The following is a 15,812-nucleotide window of genomic DNA, read 5'->3' as shown; positions in this document are numbered from 1 at the left end:
TGATCATATTCAATGTTTTTTTAACAAAATATTCAACGCTCATGCTAAGAATATCATACGAAAAAAATTGACTTGATTTCAAATCGAAAAAATCCGGCTAAAATCGTACCGCGTAAGCGAAGCGTGCTTACGATTTTAGGATTTTAAGATTTAGAAATCAACAATTTTTGTAGTCTAGATGTTCGTGCATGAGCGTTAATACTTTATACCACAGTTTTTTAATTAAACGAATTTATCACATCAAACATAGGAATAGTGATGGATATTACGATAAATCCAACGATTATTGCCATGAAGATTATAAGCATTGGCTCTAATATGCTTATGAACGATTTAATTGCATATTCCACTTCCCCGTCGTAAAATTCAGATAATTTCTCGAAAATATCTCCCAATTCCCCAGTATTTTCTGCAACTTTTAACATTGAATTGAACACTTGTGGCGTTATTTTTCTTTTATTGAAGGCTTCTTCAAGTGTAAATTCTCCAGATTCTATTTCTTTGAAAATATCGGAAAGTTCTTGTTTGTAGTATTTGTTTTTCATGGATTTTTGAATTATGATCAGTCCATCAAGAATTGTCATGGAGTTTTTGTGAGTTATGCTTAAACTTCTCGCAATTTCAGATGAGATTACTATTTGTCTTTGTTTTCCAAAAATCGGATTTGTAGTTTTGAATTTGTCCAGGTAATATCCAAATTTTGTTTTTCGATAAGCTATGATAAGTCCCGCAATTATTAGAACTAAAATAATTAAAATCAATAATCCTTTTTCATTTATAGTATTTGATACTGAAATTAGAATTCTTGTAGACAATGGAAGCACCATGTCAGAGCTTTCAAACAAATCCACGAATGTTGGAATGACGTTTTTGAGCATAAATATCAACATTACAATTCCCGTAACAGTCAAAATAATAGGATAAATCATTGCATTTTGAATTTTTTTGTTAATATCGTAGGTTCTCTCGTAGTATTTGCTCAAATCGTAGACCACTTTGTCGAGTCTACCACTTTCTTCTCCGAGTTTCATCATCGATGTAAAAAACATGTCGAAGTTTTTGTCGCCACAGAAACTTTCCGACACGCTCAACCCGTTATTCAAATTCTCAGAAACTTTGTCCAAGCTGGGTTTTAATTGTTTGAATTCTTTTTGTTCCTTGAGTAGATTGATTATTTCTATGATTGGAATCTTCGCATTCAAAAGAATTGAAAATTGTCTCAGAAACAAAAACAGCTTTTTCTTGGAAGCCTTGAAGTTTATTTCTTTTTTTAATACACTGTCTTCTTTTAGCAAACTGTCAATCTTCATTGTACAACCTCATCGCTTCGTCAAATGAAGTGTTTCCAAGTGCTACTTGTATCAAAGCTTTTTTGAATAAACTGTCGATGTTATTTTCTTCTCCGTAGTTTTTCAATGATTTCAAATTCATATCTTTTTTTATTAAACTTCTCAAATCATCATCGATTTTTAATATTTGCATGACAGCCATTCTCCCATCGTAACCCAAACTGCATTCATCGCAATTTCCTGGCTCGTAAATTTCAGTTGGATTTAACCCGTTTGATCTAAAAATTTCCATTTGTTCAGAGGTTGGTGTGACTTTTTTCTTGCAATGAGGGCACAATTTTCTGACCAATCTTTGTGCGATGACAACTTTGAGTGATGCTCTTATCATGTAATCTTCAATTCCCATATCCATCAGTCTAATTATCGATTGATAGCAGTCGTCGGTGTGAATTGTGGAGTAAACTTTGTGGCCTGTGATTGACGCTCTGATTGCAAGCTTGGAAGTTTCCAAATCTCTGATTTCTCCGACCATTATTACGGAAGGGTCTTGTCTAAGTACAAACTTCAACGTATTGTCAAATCTCAATCCAATTTTTTCGTTGATTTGAATTTGATTGATCCCAAAAATATTGTACTCAACTGGATTTTCAACTGTGATAATATTTTTATCGATTGTGTTTTCTTGTTCTAACATTGTGTAAAGTGTTGTGGTCTTACCGCTACCTGTCGGCCCACAAATAAGCACCATACCATTTTCAAATTTCGTAAATCCTTCTATTATTTTTTGTTCATTTTCAGAAATTCCAAGATTTTGCATACCGATTTTAAAAGATTCTGGATTCAAAATTCTAATAACGCATTTTTGGCCGTGAATTGTGTTGATAATGCTAATTCTAAGATCTATCTTCGAATTTTCGTAAGTATATGTAATTCTTCCGTCTTGTGGAAGCCTCTTTTCTGCAATATCAAGCTCACTCATTATTTTAATTCTAGTAATTATCTTTGAATGCATGCTCTTGTCAACAGTTTTGTATTCCACCAAACTTCCGTTGATTCGAAATCTAATCCTGACATTTTCTTCAAATGGTTCAATGTGAATATCGCTAGATTTTTTTCTGATTGCATCATCAATTATAGAATTTACAAATAAAATATTATCGTTAATTTCCATTGTTGTCTCCTTGTATATACAATAAAAAACAAATAAAATTTGGAAACAAATTTAAACTTTCCTTTATTTGTTTCCAAAAATCATTTTATATAAAGATCAATAAAAATGCTAAAAAGCAAAAAAACATTTTTTCATATAAATATTTTCCTTTAAATTATAGTATAATTATATCAAAATGGTAAGGAGAATCATATGAAAAACAAGAAAAATTTGACATTTGAAAATATATTTAACATAATACTGATTTGCTGTATGATTTTTATAATAGTATTATGGGGGAAGCATTTTCCTTTAATGAAATATAGAGGATATAAAAAATTATATAAATACATGGATATTCAAAAAATACCTAAAAAAGATATTAAAGATATTAAATCTTACAAGGATATAAAATTTGACGGATATTTTTATTATGTTTACTTAAAAGATTATCCTAATTATACTCTATGTTATGAGTATACCAGAGATGGGAAGTTTTTTCTTGCAGTAGAAAAAGAGATAAATGGAATTAATAATATGTTAGACGAAAATGAATTGAAAAATTTCAAATACAAGCCTCTTCCTGACAATTGGGAGGATAATAAAAAATAGAAAAAGTGGCAGATTATGCCACTTTTTTTGATATGGTTTACACTAATAATCTGCCACCTTGTGTGTACAAATTATAATAATATCCTTTTTGTTCCATTAATTGTCGGTGCGTTCCTCGTTCGATTATTCCATCTTCTGTCAACACCAAAATCAAATCTGCGTTTTGAACAGTTGTAAGTCTGTGGGCAATTGTAAGTGAACTTCTTCCTTTCGCCAAGTTTTCCAACGATTCTTGAACGATAAACTCGCTCTTGTTATCAAGTGCTGATGTAGCTTCGTCTAATATCAAAATAGGTGGATTTTTCAAGAAAACTCTCGCAATTGAAATTCTTTGTTTTTGACCACCAGATAGCATTACTCCACGTTCACCGACATAAGTGTCAAATCCGTTTTCCAAGTTCATTATAAAATCGTACGCTCCGGCTGCTTTTGATGCATCGATTATTTCTTGTTCTGTCGCATCTGGTTTTCCGTACAAAATATTTTCTCTGACAGTTCCGCTGAACAAATACACATCTTGTTGAACCATTCCGATGTTTGAACGAAGTGATTGAAGTTTGATTTTGCGAACGTCAATTCCTTCCACCAAAATCTCTCCGTCTTCCACATCGTAAAATCTAGGAATCAAATTGCACAACGTCGTTTTTCCTCCACCTGAAGGTCCAACCAATGCAACTTTCTGTCCTGGATTTATTGTGAATGAAATATTGTTCAACACATTTTCATTGTTGTTATTGTACTTGAAGCTTACATTTTTTATTTCGATTTTACCTTTAACATTTTCCAAATCAACAGCGTCTTCATCGTCGAAAATCTCGATATCTTGATCCATTATTTCTGTAAATCTTTCGATACCAGTCATTCCACGTTGAAATTGTTCTGTAAATTCTACAATTCTTCTGACTGTTGTAAGCAGCGTTTGAACGTATAGGATAAATGCCACGATGTCACCGCTACTCATTTTCCCTTCTACAAGGAAAAGTCCTCCGAATAAAACCACTATAATGTACATTATTCCATCGAATGCTTTTGTTATCGTGTTAAATCCAGCCATTGATGAGTAAGTTTCTGATTTTATATCCAAGAATTTCTTATTTCCTTTTTGGAATTTTTCGATTTCTACATCTTCATTTGCGAATGATTTTACAACTTTAACTCCTAGCAAACTGTCCTCGATATCTGCATTCAACACTCCGATATGACGTTTTTGCTCTTTGAACCCTTTTCTCATTCTTCTGTTGTATTTTGATGCAAATACAATCATAAGTGGAATCGATAAAAATAAAATCACTGTCAACAATGTGTTCAATCTAACTAAAATAGCAAATGAAACTATTATTTTGATAAGTCCAATGAAATATTCTTCTGGACAGTGATGTGAAAATTCCGTAATATCGAACAAATCCGATGTGATACGCGCCATAATTTGTCCGACTTTTGTTTCGTTAAAATACGAATCGGAAAGTTTTTGCAAATGTTGGAACACATCGTATCTCATGTCTGTTTCAATCTTCGCACCCATTATGTGACCGGTTTTTGTCATGTAGAATCCTGCGAACAAATCAATTATCTTCATAATCAAAAGAAGACCAGCCATTCTGAAAATCATTTCTCGTGTCAAAGTGTATGTTCCAAGTCCTGCATTTGTCAGTCTTCTCAAAATCATTGGCAACACCATATCTGTAAGTGTTGTAAGCGCCGCGCAGAACAAATCAAACATCAGAATAAATTTGTATTTTTTAAAATAAGGCATTACCCTTTTTATCAGATTAAGATTTCTTTTCATACTTCTTTCCTTTCTTTAAAATTAATCAATACAACAATTATAGCACATTATTTTTTTTAAAAACAAACCGCCACGATGAAATTAGATTTCAAAATGGCGGTCAATTTATTTTGCGGATAATTTCTTCATTAATATTGTAATCGCGAAAAATCCTACCAATATTAAAATGTAAATAAGAATATTGAGAGCGAACAAATTTTGCTTTACAGGCCCCGAAAAAATCGAAAAATACGAAAACAAAACAATTCCAATCGCTGATATCGCAATCAAAATATATCGGAATGTATTGTCGTGAAATCTCTTTTCTTTTCTGGAAATTATAATAGGAGTTGCAATTACAGCAGCAAACATCGTCAAATAAAGTATAACTGCTGACACTGAAATTTGTTTAAATTCCAATCCCAAGAAATTTCTGATTAGATTTGTAACAAGCCCTACCGAAGTTATCAACAAAAAGTAATACACAAGCTCCACTAATTTATTCACTATATTTACATTCGAAAAATCTTCGATATAGTTGTTGACCTTTCGAAGTTCTGATTTGTACAATTCTTCTGTAGGAATTGCGTTATTTTTTTGCAACTGCATCAAATCAATATCTAACAGTTTTTCACACTCACTAAACGTCTTAAAATACAGGTTTCTCGTCTTTAAATTTATCAAAATTCTTTGTTTTATATCTGAAAAATCTTCATCTAATTTCATCCGTTTTCACCTCTCATATATAATACCATAAAAAAATTATAAATTATTCAATTGATATTCAAAAATTATTCACGAAAAATTATCCCAAATTGTTGGTAAGTTTTTGTGGATAATTGTGGATAATGTGGATAACTTTGTGGATATCTTGAAATAAGCCAATTATTTTCCACAAAATATCGTAAATTTTTGTGGAAAATAATTGTATAACTTATGTGAAATGTATGTTCGATAAATTTATTTAACACTAAGTTAATAAATATAATCGAACTTTCAAAATACTTACATTAAAATTCAATCTATTTACAATCTATTACTTTTCCTAAAGTATATCGTAGTAGCTAGTTATGCTATAATTATCTTAATATATAAATGAAGGAGAGTTATATGAAATATTTTGATTACGATTCATTCAAAGACTTTACATTTATTTCAAAGTTAAAAGCTTTAAAAAATTCAGACAATATTTTCTGTGTTACAACCACTGCTAATATAGAAGACAACAAATACGATTCAAATTTACGCAAAATAGGAAACAATAAAAACTTCACGAGTTCCAACAAAGACTCTTCATTTTTTGAATTGAAAGATGGAGATTTATTGATAAATAGAAATTTAGATAATGAAAAAGACTCTGATATATCATCATTCTACAGACTTCCTGTCAACGGTGGAGAAGCTGTAAAGGAATTCGATATCGATTTAAAAAACGCTGAAATTCTTTTTGAATTAGAAGATTCGTTCATTGTAAAATACGAATTCGATAGACACAATGAAATGAATAAAATCACTGAAGAAGAAAAAAACGAAGATGTCGAAGTGTTGACAGAACTTCCCTACTTTGAAAACGCTGTTGGTTTTACTGACAAGAAAAGAACTAGACTTGCAAGATATTTCCCAAGCATCGACAAGATGGATATATTAACAGATGAATTTTCAAACATCTCATCTGTAGACATTTCCGATAACAAATCAAAACTTGTTTTCTCGAGAAATTCATACGAAAATGTAATGAAAATCGAAGATGAATTAGTGGAATACGATTTGAAATCTGGCGATGAATCTGTAATTTTGCAAGGTTTTATGATAATGTCTGTAAAATATTTCAGCGGCGATATCGTAATTCTCGCAACAGATGGAAAAGAGCACGGGCTCAACCAAGACTGTGAAATCTACAAAGTTGTGGATAATAAAGCGATTAAACTCAACGAAGATCATTATTGTTTGTATAATTCCATTGGTTGTGATTTGAAATATTCTTCTGGTAGTCAAATCGAAAAAACAGACGACTACATTTATTTTGTGATCTTGGAAGGATATGGAAGCGCGATTTTGAGAATGGATAAGAATTACAACTTCGATAAAATTTTCTCCACGAACAATTCTATCAATATGATTTCTGTGAAAAACGATGAGGTTTACTACGTTTTGATAACTGAAAATCACGGACAAGAAGTCTACAAATTAAACGGAGAACAATTAACTCATTTGAATAGTGACGACTATCATATCAGCAAAAAGGACAAGTTTACTTTTGAAAATGACGGACATTCATTCACAGGCTGGGTAATTTATCCAAAAGATTACGATGAAAATAAAAAATATCCGGGCGTTTTGTCCGTTCATGGTGGTCCAAAAACTGTTTTCGGTGAAGTTTTGTTTCACGAAATGGAATTGTTGTCTGCCAAGGGATATTTCGTTTTCTACACAAATCCTCGCGGAAGTGACGGATACGGAAATGAATTTATGGATATAAGAGGAAAATATGGAGAAGTGGATTATTCAGATTTGATGAAATTCACTGATATCGTCATGGGCAAATATCCTATCGATAAATTGGGCTACACTGGTGGATCTTACGGTGGTTTCATGGCAAATTGGATGATGACCCACACTGATAGGTTCGATTGTTTTGTAAGTCAACGTTCAATTTCAAATTGGATTTCTTTCAGTTTGATTTCAGATATTGGATATTATTTTGGAACAGATCAAAACCACACATTAACAGTCTTGGATGATTACGATAAATTGTGGGACAAATCTCCACTAAAATACGCAAAGAATGCACACACTCCAACTCTTTTCATTCACTCCACAAAAGATTACAGATGTCCTTTATCTGAAGGAATGCAAATGTTCCAAGCTTTAAAACTTAACAATACACAAAGTCGATTTGTGATGTTTTATGGAGAAAATCACGAACTTTCACGTTCAGGAAAACCAAAAAACAGAATTAGAAGATTAAAAGAAATCTGCGATTGGTTTGATATATATTTGAGGTAGATGATGAAAAAAAATAAAAAAGAAAAAAAGAATTTGTTCTTCAAAAAATTATTACAATCTATAAAAGATGACCAAATCCCATTATTAAGTGCACAAACAACTTACCATTTTATAATGAGCTTGGTGCCATTTCTAATTGTTTTATTGAATATCGTGCTGATGGTTGCTGCTAGCAAAATAGATTTGATTTTCAAATCTATGGAAGTTCTTCCCGATGAAACGAGAAATATCTTGATGACATTGGTCAACACAATTATAAACAATAGATCATCATCTGTGCTTTCAATCTCGTTGTTGGTGGCGTTGTGGTCAAGCTCCAAAGCTTTGAAATCACTCATCACAGCCATGAACAAAGCATTTGATGTAAGAAGCGAAAACGGATTTTTGAAAACACAATTAAAAAGCATTTTGTTCACAGTGGTACTGCTCTTATTGTTGATGGTAACATTGGTATTTATCGCATTTGGTGGATTGATTTTGAATTTGATTGAGCAATACATGAAAATACGAATACCATATTTCGCACAAATTTTCAGATATCTGATTCCAATTGTATCCATGATTTTTGGATTCACGTTGCTATACAAATTCGCACCGGATTTCGATTCAACAAGAAGCATCAAATGGAAATCCGCGATGCTGGGAGGTACAATTGCAACCATCGGATGGCTGTTGATTACACTGTTGTACTCGTTCTACGTCTCCAACATCTCCAACATGTCATTGACATACGGACCATTGGTCGGCGTATTCGCACTTTTTGTGTGGATTAACCTATCTTCGCAAATAATTTTGATTTCAGCAGAAATCACCGCCAACTACGACCAAGTGAAAAAAGGCGTTATCTATTCAACTTAGGATGAATGAAACAAAGTAGATTACCAGTTTTGCTAAGAATATCATACGGAGAAAATTTATCTGATTTCAAATCGAAAAAATCCGTCCAAAATCGCATTTGCGTAAGCGCTAGCGTGCTTGCGATTTTAGGATTTTGAGATTTAGAAATCACAAATTTACGTAGTCTAGATATTCGTGCAAGCTGGTTTTCTACTTTCCTGTATCTTGAAACTACCTCTTGCAATTCCATATTCTGTGAAATTTGCCAATAATAATTTTTTTTAGTTTAAAATAAACGCCAAATACAGCCTAATAAAATCTTCTACATTTCTAGGGTCGAGGCCTGTTATGTCTCTGAGTTTATTCAATCTGTACTGAACAGTGTTTTTGTGCACAAACAAATCCTCTGCGCATTTTGTTATGCTTTGATTATTTGTCGCATAAATTTTTATCAAATCTTTGTAAATATTGTAATCTTCGTCGGAAATATCTTTCAACACGACTTCTTTGAATTTTTTTATTCTGTCCTTTTTGATACTTCCAAGTAAAATCCCCATATCCAACGTAGAATAATCCACAACACAGTCTTTTCTTTGCAAATTATCCAACCAATCCAATGCAACCAGACAGTTATCGTAATTTTTCTTAAATTCGTTGATTATTTTGAATGAACCACTAATACCAAAATACACTCTACTGTCTATAACGTCGTGAATTTGGTTTCTAATTTTTTCCAGTTTTTTCTTGATGATAATCTTGTCTACGTTGTTTGCTAGGATTACAATTTCTCCGTAAAATACGCTATATACGAAATTATTGGACAAGTTATTCTCCAAAATTTTGTAAATTTGATCGGAATCTTTCAATAAAAATCTGTTGTCAGAATTTCTTCCGACGATTACGAATTTTTCATCTTCTGTTTCCAAATATCTGTACAATCCGTAATCGTCCAACTCATTTATCAAGCTCTCAAATAAATACTTGTTCATATCTTTTTTCTTGAGTCTGTTTTTCTCAACAAGTTGTTCTTTGACGAGTATTTCGGTCATTTTCTTAATGATGTTGCCGTATTTCATAACCTCGTCTTTATTTCCAGTAATTCCAATTACGGCGATAATTTCTCCGTCAATTGTAACAGGAATGTTAATCCCCTTCTTTGCTCCGACGTATTCTCTCTCATTATCCACAAAAATAGTTTTGTTTTGTACAACGCACTCCTTGGCAGCTTCATGATAAGTGCCGATTCTTTTTGAATTTGTGGAATAAATAATATATCCTTCCTGGTCGAAAAAGTTCAAATCGTAATCAATTACATCTTTTAATTTTTCGACTATCATTTTTGCTGTGTGATCAGAAATCCTCATTTGTTCTCCATAATAATTAATTTATTTGCTCATTAGATATTATTATTACATAAAACATACATTTGTGCAATCGTTTGTTATAAAATTTAGTTAGGAGGTTATTATGAATATATTAGTATTGATAGACTCTTTTAAAGGCAGTTTGAGTTCTTTGGAAGCAGGAGAAATCATCAAAAAAGCTTGTGAACAAGATCCTTCAAACAAAGTTACTGTCAGACCTGTTGCTGATGGCGGCGAAGGAACTATTGATTCATTAAAGGATATTAAAAACGCAAAAATAATCGAAGTTGATGTACATAATCCTTTGATGGAACATCACACAGCGAGATATTTAATCGTCGATGATAAGCTTGCAATCATGGAAATGAGTGAATCCAGTGGACTTACGCTTATAAAAGACAATTTGGATCCAATGAATGCTACGACATTTGGAGTTGGCGACATGATAAAGGATGCTTTGGATAAAAATATCAGAGAATTTATCATTGGAATCGGTGGTTCTGCAACAACAGATGGCGGCATGGGAATGCTTCGAAGTTTGGGAGTGAGATTTTTTGACGAGGATGGAATCGAAATTTCTAATGGCCCAATCGGAATTATCGATTTGGAAAAAATTGATATGGAAAATTTCGATAAGAGATTAAAAGAATGTACATTCCAAATAGCTTGCGATGTCGACAATCCATTGTGTGGAGAACGTGGATCTGCGAGAGTATTTGCACCACAAAAAGGAGCAACTCCAGAACAAGTCGAAGAGTTGGATAAACTTTTGGGCAAATATCACCAAGTAACTAAGAAAGTTATCTCTGATGCAAATGATACCATCGAGGGAGCAGGTGCTGCTGGTGGTTTGGGTTACGCTTTCAAAAACTATTTGAACGCAGAATTAAAACCGGGAATCGAAATTATAATGGAAATGCTCGGCGCTGATGAGTTAATCAAAAATTCTGATTTGATTATCACTGGCGAAGGCAAAATGGATTTTCAAACTTCTATGGGCAAAACTCCCGTTGGAATTGCAAATGCAGCAAAGAAATACAACAAAAAAGTCATAGCTTTTTGTGGAGTTTGTGACAATGACGCAGTTTCTGTTAACGATAGAGGAATAGATGCATTCTTCCCTATTCTGAATGGATGCATGAGCACTGACGAAGCTATGGATAAAAAAGTTTCAGAAGAAAATTTGTACAGAAGTGTTGACCAAGTAATGAAATTAATAAATTTATGGAGGTAGTATGAACAACGTAACATTTTCAACGATTGGAGCATTGATTGGCTTAGCGCTTTCAATTTTTCTAATCATCAAAAACTTCCACGCAACTTACGCACTTATCATAGGCGCTTTGGTTGGTGGACTTATCGGTGGCGGCGGACTTGTGGGAACAGTGTCTGCCATGGTAAAAGGTTCTGAATCAATGATGAGTTCAGTTCTTAGAATTATGACAAGCGGTATTTTGGCAGGTTGTTTGGTTAAAACGGGTGCCGCAGAAAAAATCGCAGACACGATTATCAAAAAATTAGGCGAACAAAAAGCTTTAATTGCTATCGCGATTTCTACGATGATTATCTGTGCTGTCGGAGTTTTCATCGACATTTCAGTTATCACTTGTGCACCAATCGCCCTTGCTGTTGGTAAGAAATCAAATCTTTCCAAATCAAGCATTTTATTGGCTATGATTGGCGGTGGAAAAGCGGGCAATGTAATCAGCCCTAACCCAAACACTATTGCAACTGCAGAAGGATTCAAATTAAATCTTACATCATTGATGTATGTGAATATCATTCCTGCAATCTGCGCATTAATCGTAACAATTATTATTGCAATGGCTTTGGCAAAAAGAAAAACTGATGTAATTGATTCAAGTGATTTGGAATCTTCTGAAAGAACAAACTTGCCAAGTTTCTTCGCATCAATTATAGGACCGATTACTGTAATTGTTTTATTGGCACTTAGACCAATCGCGAAAATCACAATCGATCCATTGATTGCACTTCCATTGGGAGGATTTGTGTGCTTATTAGCTACAAAAGAAACTAAGAATACAAAAGAATATGTAAACTACGGTTTTTCAAAAATAATCGGCGTTTGTGCACTATTAATTGGTACGGGAACAATTGCAGGAATTATCAAAAATTCAACACTACAAACAGATATGATTAATTTGATTACTGCGTTTAATTTGCCTGCATTTATACTTGCTCCAGTAGCAGGTATTTTAATGGGAGGTGCCACAGCAAGTACAACTGCAGGAAGTACAATAGCTTCCCAAACATTTGCCAAATCATTGATCGATGCAAATGTAACTGCACTTAATGCAGGTGCTATGGTTCATGCAGGTGCTACAGTTATCGACTCACTTCCTCACGGATCATTCTTCCACGCAACTGGTGGATCAGTTAAAATGTCTATCGCTGACAGATTAAAAATCATTCCTTACGAAGCAGCCGTAGGTTTGACGACTACAATCGCATCAGTATTAGTATATTTAATTACAAAATAATTTTTCTCAAAAGCAAAGGCTATGAGTACCCTACTCATAGCCTTATTTTATTTGTTGATATTATCATTACCTTTTGGTTTTGCCAAAACAGAAATTGCAATAAATACTACGCTAAATCCTAATATTATGAAAATATTCGGCAATATTTTTGAAATTTCAGGATTTTCAACCAAAATTTCGTTGTTTCTAATGTAGTAAAATCCTGGGAAAATTCTACCTATTGTAAGAGCAGTTTTCCCTAGTAATTCTTGTGGAACGAAAGCCCCACACAAAAACGACGATCCAAGTGAAACGATGTTCATTACTCCTTGAACTGTGTTAGAATTTTTGATTACATTTGATATCATCACAGCCATCGACACCACAGATATCGTAAATACAAACGAATTAAGCATCATCAAATTGACGTGTGTTTTCGTAAAATCGTATTTGTACATTACGCAGAATAATATCATGTAAATTAACCAGAACACAAGTCCTGTGACGATATGACCCAGCATCAACTCCATATTAATTCTAGTTCTTGGACATGGTGATACGTTGTTTCTCATGAGAATTGGTTGTTTTTTATAGACCAATGCAATATTTGAAACGACCAATATTACTTGTGCAAGTAGTAGGTAATTTAAAAAGTTGAAGTAATATTTGGATTTGTCTTTTTTAGGATTTACACTTCCCTCTTTGATGCTTACATCGATTTTTTTATCCAAATCCTCATTCGCATTTTTAATCGCTTCATCTTCTGTAAATCCACTTTTTTCGTAGGAACTTACTTGGCTCAGATATATGTTTATCTTCTCTTTGATATCCATCGCATAAGCATTGTTTGGTGCAACTTTGTACAAAACTTCCCTTGTTTTATCGAAATCTTCGGGAATTATTACTGCTGCGTTGATTATTTCGTAGAAAAGTTTGTCGTCTACAATATTTTCGTCCATCTTCCTTATCTTAGCGTTCTTGTTCAAATAATCGTACAGAGACTTGGAAAGTTTGGTGTTAGATTTATCTTGCACATAAATATTTACATCGACTGATTTGTAAGCTGTTTGATTTGTATTTTTCGTTGCAAAGCTCATCAATACGAAAAATATTATCGTATACAAAAGTATGGGAGTTTTGTGTGCCCATGTGATTTTAAAATAATTTTTAAAGACTCTCATACTCTTTACCTCTCATGAAAAATAGTGATGCTACGATAAATACAGCTGTGATAATCACAAGATTTACAATATCTTTGTTGAATCTTGCCATCGAATCGTAGTAATACAACGAATACACCGCATCTGTCACGACAGCTACGGGATTTATTTTATTGATGATTGGAAGTTTTTCTGCGATAAGCACCTTCATCTCTGGAACCATCATTCCCGCTAAAAAAGACATCAGCATCGTCAACGCAATCCCTATTCCGATTTTTGTATCTAGACTTTTTTTGTTGGATACTCCAATTAAGATGCCAAAAGCAACTCCACAAAAAGATGAAATACTTGCAAGTCCTATTATCGCCCCAATTCTATCTCCGAATTCAACTCCAAGTGCGTATTTCAAATATGCGATAAATAAAACTGTGATTGCAAAATTGATAATCCAGCTGACTAGAACTGATGCTGAAAGCATAGTGCTTTTTTTAGTTGGAGAAACCGCGTTACGCTTTGCGTTTGTAGACAAGTTTGCTTCGTATTGGAAGCTAACGAAAAGTCCCCACATGTATCCGTAAATCGTCGTCATCCCTAAAAGCGTGTAGAAGAACACATTCACTGGATTCATGTTTTTTCTTGAAATGTCTTTGATGTGATCGTCTACATTTAAGATTTTCCCGATATCTGCTGTCGGATTTTTCTGCATTATCTTAGTTATCATGGAAACTTTTTGAGAATATGAATTCATGATAGTTTCGACGATTGTCTCAGAAATTCCGGAGTTTTTCGTGTAAATTTTATCCCACGACTCAATGTAGGCTTTCACATTATCGTTCGTATTCAATATATCTTGGTTCTTTGATTCTACAACCTTGAAATATTTCTCATTCTCCATCTCATTCATGAAGTTTTTGAAATTGTCGTCTTGCATCAAAGTTTCATTAACCGCTACATCAATGGTTTTGAATTTGCTATTTTCATTGATATTTCCAAATGCTAATTTGAAGAAAATCCCCAAAATAATCGGAAACAACAACGCCCAAAAAAGCATCGCCCTTTGTCTCAAAAGCAACTTAAAAGTATTTTTAAATGAATGTAGAAACATATCAATCCCTCAAATCTTTGCCGGTTAATTCCAAGAACACATCATTAAGACTTGGTTTTTCGACATTCAAAGAACTGTAGTTAATGTTGTTTTCATCGAGAAGTTTGATCAACTTCATTAAATATCCATCTCCATGAGAAAAATTCAACTTAACATTGCCGTCCTTGTTTTCAAAATTCATCAAATGTGGGAGTGATTTGATTTGAGATATCACATCTTCATTTAATTCTTTCGCTGTGAAGCTTATCTTCTCGTTCATTTCTATCATATCTTTGAGTTGTTCGGATGTACCTTTTGCAATGACTTTGCCCTTGTCAATTATCACGATATTATCACACAAGAAATCAACTTCATCCATATAATGTGATGTATAAATTATCGTTGATCCATCTTCATTTAATTTTTTTATTCCTTCCAAAATATTATTTCTAGATTGTGGGTCGACCGCAACAGTAGGCTCGTCAAGAATAATTATCTCAGGTTTGTGTGCAATTCCACATGCTATGTTGAGTCTTCTTAGTAAACCTCCTGATAATTTTTTCGGTTTAAACTTCACAAAATCATTCAGACTTACCAAATCCAATGCCCTTTTCACAAGCTCTTTTCTTTCAGATTTGTCTTGTATGTACAATCCGCAGAAATAATCGATATTTTCGTAGACAGTCAACTCATCATACACTGCGACATCTTGAAACACCACGCCAATTCTTTTTTTGATATCATAAGCATCAGAAGACATTTCTTTTCCAAAAATCTTAACACTTCCAGAATCTTTTTTCAAAAGCGACAATATACAATTGATAGTTGTAGATTTGCCGCTACCATTTGGACCTAGTAGACCCAGAATTTCTCCCTTTTTAACATCCAAATCCAAATTATCAACTGCTGTGAGTTCCTTGTATTTTTTCACAAGACCTCTGACCTCTATCAGATTTTCCATAAAATCCTCCCATATTATATTTCTATTTATATTATATAATTTTTCAATCATTAAAGCGTAAAAAATTTGTAAATAAATTGCAAAATTGTTCGTAAAATTTGAGT

At 33.1% G+C, this 15,812-nt stretch carries 13 protein-coding genes; 5 read left to right on the top strand and 8 right to left on the bottom strand.

Annotation, left to right across the window (positions count from 1 at the left end):
* Window positions 1–218: 218 nt before the first annotated feature.
* Together FMG_RS01365 and FMG_RS01360 are read right to left on the bottom strand one after the other, a co-directional pair.
* Window positions 219–1,310 carry a type II secretion system F family protein gene (locus tag FMG_RS01365; RefSeq protein ID WP_012290270.1) on the bottom strand — a complete coding sequence of 364 codons (1,092 nt, stop codon included), beginning with the start codon at window positions 1,308–1,310 and terminating at the stop codon, window positions 219–221.
* A complete protein-coding gene (locus tag FMG_RS01360; RefSeq protein ID WP_012290269.1) occupies window positions 1,300–2,460 on the bottom strand; it encodes a GspE/PulE family protein in 1,161 nt (386 codons plus the stop codon). The genes FMG_RS01365 and FMG_RS01360 overlap by 11 nt, the downstream gene beginning before the upstream one ends.
* Before the next feature lie 192 nt (window positions 2,461–2,652).
* Here FMG_RS01360 and FMG_RS01355 point away from each other — a divergent pair, with 192 nt between their 5' ends.
* On the top strand, window positions 2,653–3,051 hold the full coding sequence (locus tag FMG_RS01355; protein WP_012290268.1) for a DUF3139 domain-containing protein: 399 nt from the start codon (window positions 2,653–2,655) through the stop codon (window positions 3,049–3,051).
* 37 nt (window positions 3,052–3,088) lie between these two features.
* On the opposite strand, the gene FMG_RS01350 is transcribed toward FMG_RS01355, so the two are convergent.
* Together FMG_RS01350 and FMG_RS01345 are read right to left on the bottom strand one after the other, a co-directional pair.
* Window positions 3,089–4,837: an ABC transporter ATP-binding protein gene (locus FMG_RS01350; RefSeq protein WP_012290267.1), complete on the bottom strand. Its 1,749-nt coding sequence runs from the start codon at window positions 4,835–4,837 to the stop codon at window positions 3,089–3,091.
* Between the two features lie 105 nt (window positions 4,838–4,942).
* Window positions 4,943–5,542 carry a hypothetical protein gene (locus FMG_RS01345; RefSeq protein ID WP_012290266.1) on the bottom strand — a complete coding sequence of 200 codons (600 nt, stop codon included), beginning with the start codon at window positions 5,540–5,542 and terminating at the stop codon, window positions 4,943–4,945.
* Window positions 5,543–5,926: 384 nt separating this feature from the next.
* Here FMG_RS01345 and FMG_RS01340 point away from each other — a divergent pair, with 384 nt between their 5' ends.
* Window positions 5,927–7,822, top strand: a complete 1,896-nt coding sequence (locus tag FMG_RS01340) for an alpha/beta hydrolase family protein (RefSeq protein WP_012290265.1) — start codon at window positions 5,927–5,929, stop codon at window positions 7,820–7,822.
* A gap of 3 nt (window positions 7,823–7,825) precedes the next feature.
* On the top strand, window positions 7,826–8,680 hold the full coding sequence (locus FMG_RS01335; RefSeq protein ID WP_002839759.1) for a YihY/virulence factor BrkB family protein: 855 nt from the start codon (window positions 7,826–7,828) through the stop codon (window positions 8,678–8,680).
* A gap of 260 nt (window positions 8,681–8,940) precedes the next feature.
* Here the strand turns inward: FMG_RS01335 and FMG_RS01330 are convergent, their stop codons facing one another.
* Window positions 8,941–10,023, bottom strand: coding sequence for a CdaR family transcriptional regulator (locus tag FMG_RS01330; protein WP_002839811.1), 1,083 nt, complete (start codon window positions 10,021–10,023; stop codon window positions 8,941–8,943).
* A 103-nt stretch (window positions 10,024–10,126) separates the two neighbouring features.
* Here FMG_RS01330 and FMG_RS01325 point away from each other — a divergent pair, with 103 nt between their 5' ends.
* Together FMG_RS01325 and FMG_RS01320 are read left to right on the top strand one after the other, a co-directional pair.
* The gene (locus FMG_RS01325) at window positions 10,127–11,257 is read left to right on the top strand and encodes a glycerate kinase family protein (RefSeq protein WP_012290264.1); all 1,131 of its coding nucleotides are present in this window, start codon (window positions 10,127–10,129) and stop codon (window positions 11,255–11,257) included.
* Between the two features lies 1 nt (window position 11,258).
* Window positions 11,259–12,524, top strand: coding sequence for a GntP family permease (locus tag FMG_RS01320; RefSeq protein WP_012290263.1), 1,266 nt, complete (start codon window positions 11,259–11,261; stop codon window positions 12,522–12,524).
* 47 nt (window positions 12,525–12,571) lie between these two features.
* Here the strand turns inward: FMG_RS01320 and FMG_RS01315 are convergent, their stop codons facing one another.
* From FMG_RS01315 to FMG_RS01305, 3 genes are read right to left on the bottom strand one after another with little or no spacing between them, the layout of a single operon-like run.
* Window positions 12,572–13,684: an ABC transporter permease gene (locus tag FMG_RS01315; protein ID WP_012290262.1), complete on the bottom strand. Its 1,113-nt coding sequence runs from the start codon at window positions 13,682–13,684 to the stop codon at window positions 12,572–12,574.
* Complete coding sequence (locus FMG_RS01310; RefSeq protein WP_012290261.1) at window positions 13,671–14,768, bottom strand: ABC transporter permease; 1,098 nt, start codon at window positions 14,766–14,768, stop codon at window positions 13,671–13,673. Before FMG_RS01310 ends, FMG_RS01315 begins: the two co-directional genes overlap by 14 nt.
* Before the next feature lies 1 nt (window position 14,769).
* Entirely contained in the window at window positions 14,770–15,708 is a 939-nt protein-coding gene (locus FMG_RS01305) for an ABC transporter ATP-binding protein (protein ID WP_041250572.1), read from the bottom strand.
* Window positions 15,709–15,812 lie beyond the last annotated feature (104 nt).

Source organism: Finegoldia magna ATCC 29328 (assembly GCF_000010185.1).
Classification (GTDB): Bacteria; Bacillota; Clostridia; order Tissierellales; family Peptoniphilaceae; genus Finegoldia; species Finegoldia magna_H.
Note: the sequence above shows the minus strand (reverse complement) of the source record. Positions and strands in the feature narration are given on the sequence as shown.

What these genes read in the sequence shown, in the direction of transcription:
- FMG_RS01365 (WP_012290270.1), bottom strand. Translation starts at nt 1,310, where the DNA reads ATGAAGATTGACAGTTTGCTAAAAGAAGACAGTGTATTAAAAAAAGAA.
- FMG_RS01360 (WP_012290269.1), bottom strand. Translation starts at nt 2,460, where the DNA reads ATGGAAATTAACGATAATATTTTATTTGTAAATTCTATAATTGATGAT.
- FMG_RS01355 (WP_012290268.1), top strand. Translation starts at nt 2,653, where the DNA reads ATGAAAAACAAGAAAAATTTGACATTTGAAAATATATTTAACATAATA.
- FMG_RS01350 (WP_012290267.1), bottom strand. Translation starts at nt 4,837, where the DNA reads ATGAAAAGAAATCTTAATCTGATAAAAAGGGTAATGCCTTATTTTAAA.
- FMG_RS01345 (WP_012290266.1), bottom strand. Translation starts at nt 5,542, where the DNA reads ATGAAATTAGATGAAGATTTTTCAGATATAAAACAAAGAATTTTGATA.
- FMG_RS01340 (WP_012290265.1), top strand. Translation starts at nt 5,927, where the DNA reads ATGAAATATTTTGATTACGATTCATTCAAAGACTTTACATTTATTTCA.
- FMG_RS01335 (WP_002839759.1), top strand. Translation starts at nt 7,826, where the DNA reads ATGAAAAAAAATAAAAAAGAAAAAAAGAATTTGTTCTTCAAAAAATTA.
- FMG_RS01330 (WP_002839811.1), bottom strand. Translation starts at nt 10,023, where the DNA reads ATGAGGATTTCTGATCACACAGCAAAAATGATAGTCGAAAAATTAAAA.
- FMG_RS01325 (WP_012290264.1), top strand. Translation starts at nt 10,127, where the DNA reads ATGAATATATTAGTATTGATAGACTCTTTTAAAGGCAGTTTGAGTTCT.
- FMG_RS01320 (WP_012290263.1), top strand. Translation starts at nt 11,259, where the DNA reads ATGAACAACGTAACATTTTCAACGATTGGAGCATTGATTGGCTTAGCG.
- FMG_RS01315 (WP_012290262.1), bottom strand. Translation starts at nt 13,684, where the DNA reads ATGAGAGTCTTTAAAAATTATTTTAAAATCACATGGGCACACAAAACT.
- FMG_RS01310 (WP_012290261.1), bottom strand. Translation starts at nt 14,768, where the DNA reads ATGTTTCTACATTCATTTAAAAATACTTTTAAGTTGCTTTTGAGACAA.
- FMG_RS01305 (WP_041250572.1), bottom strand. Translation starts at nt 15,708, where the DNA reads ATGGAAAATCTGATAGAGGTCAGAGGTCTTGTGAAAAAATACAAGGAA.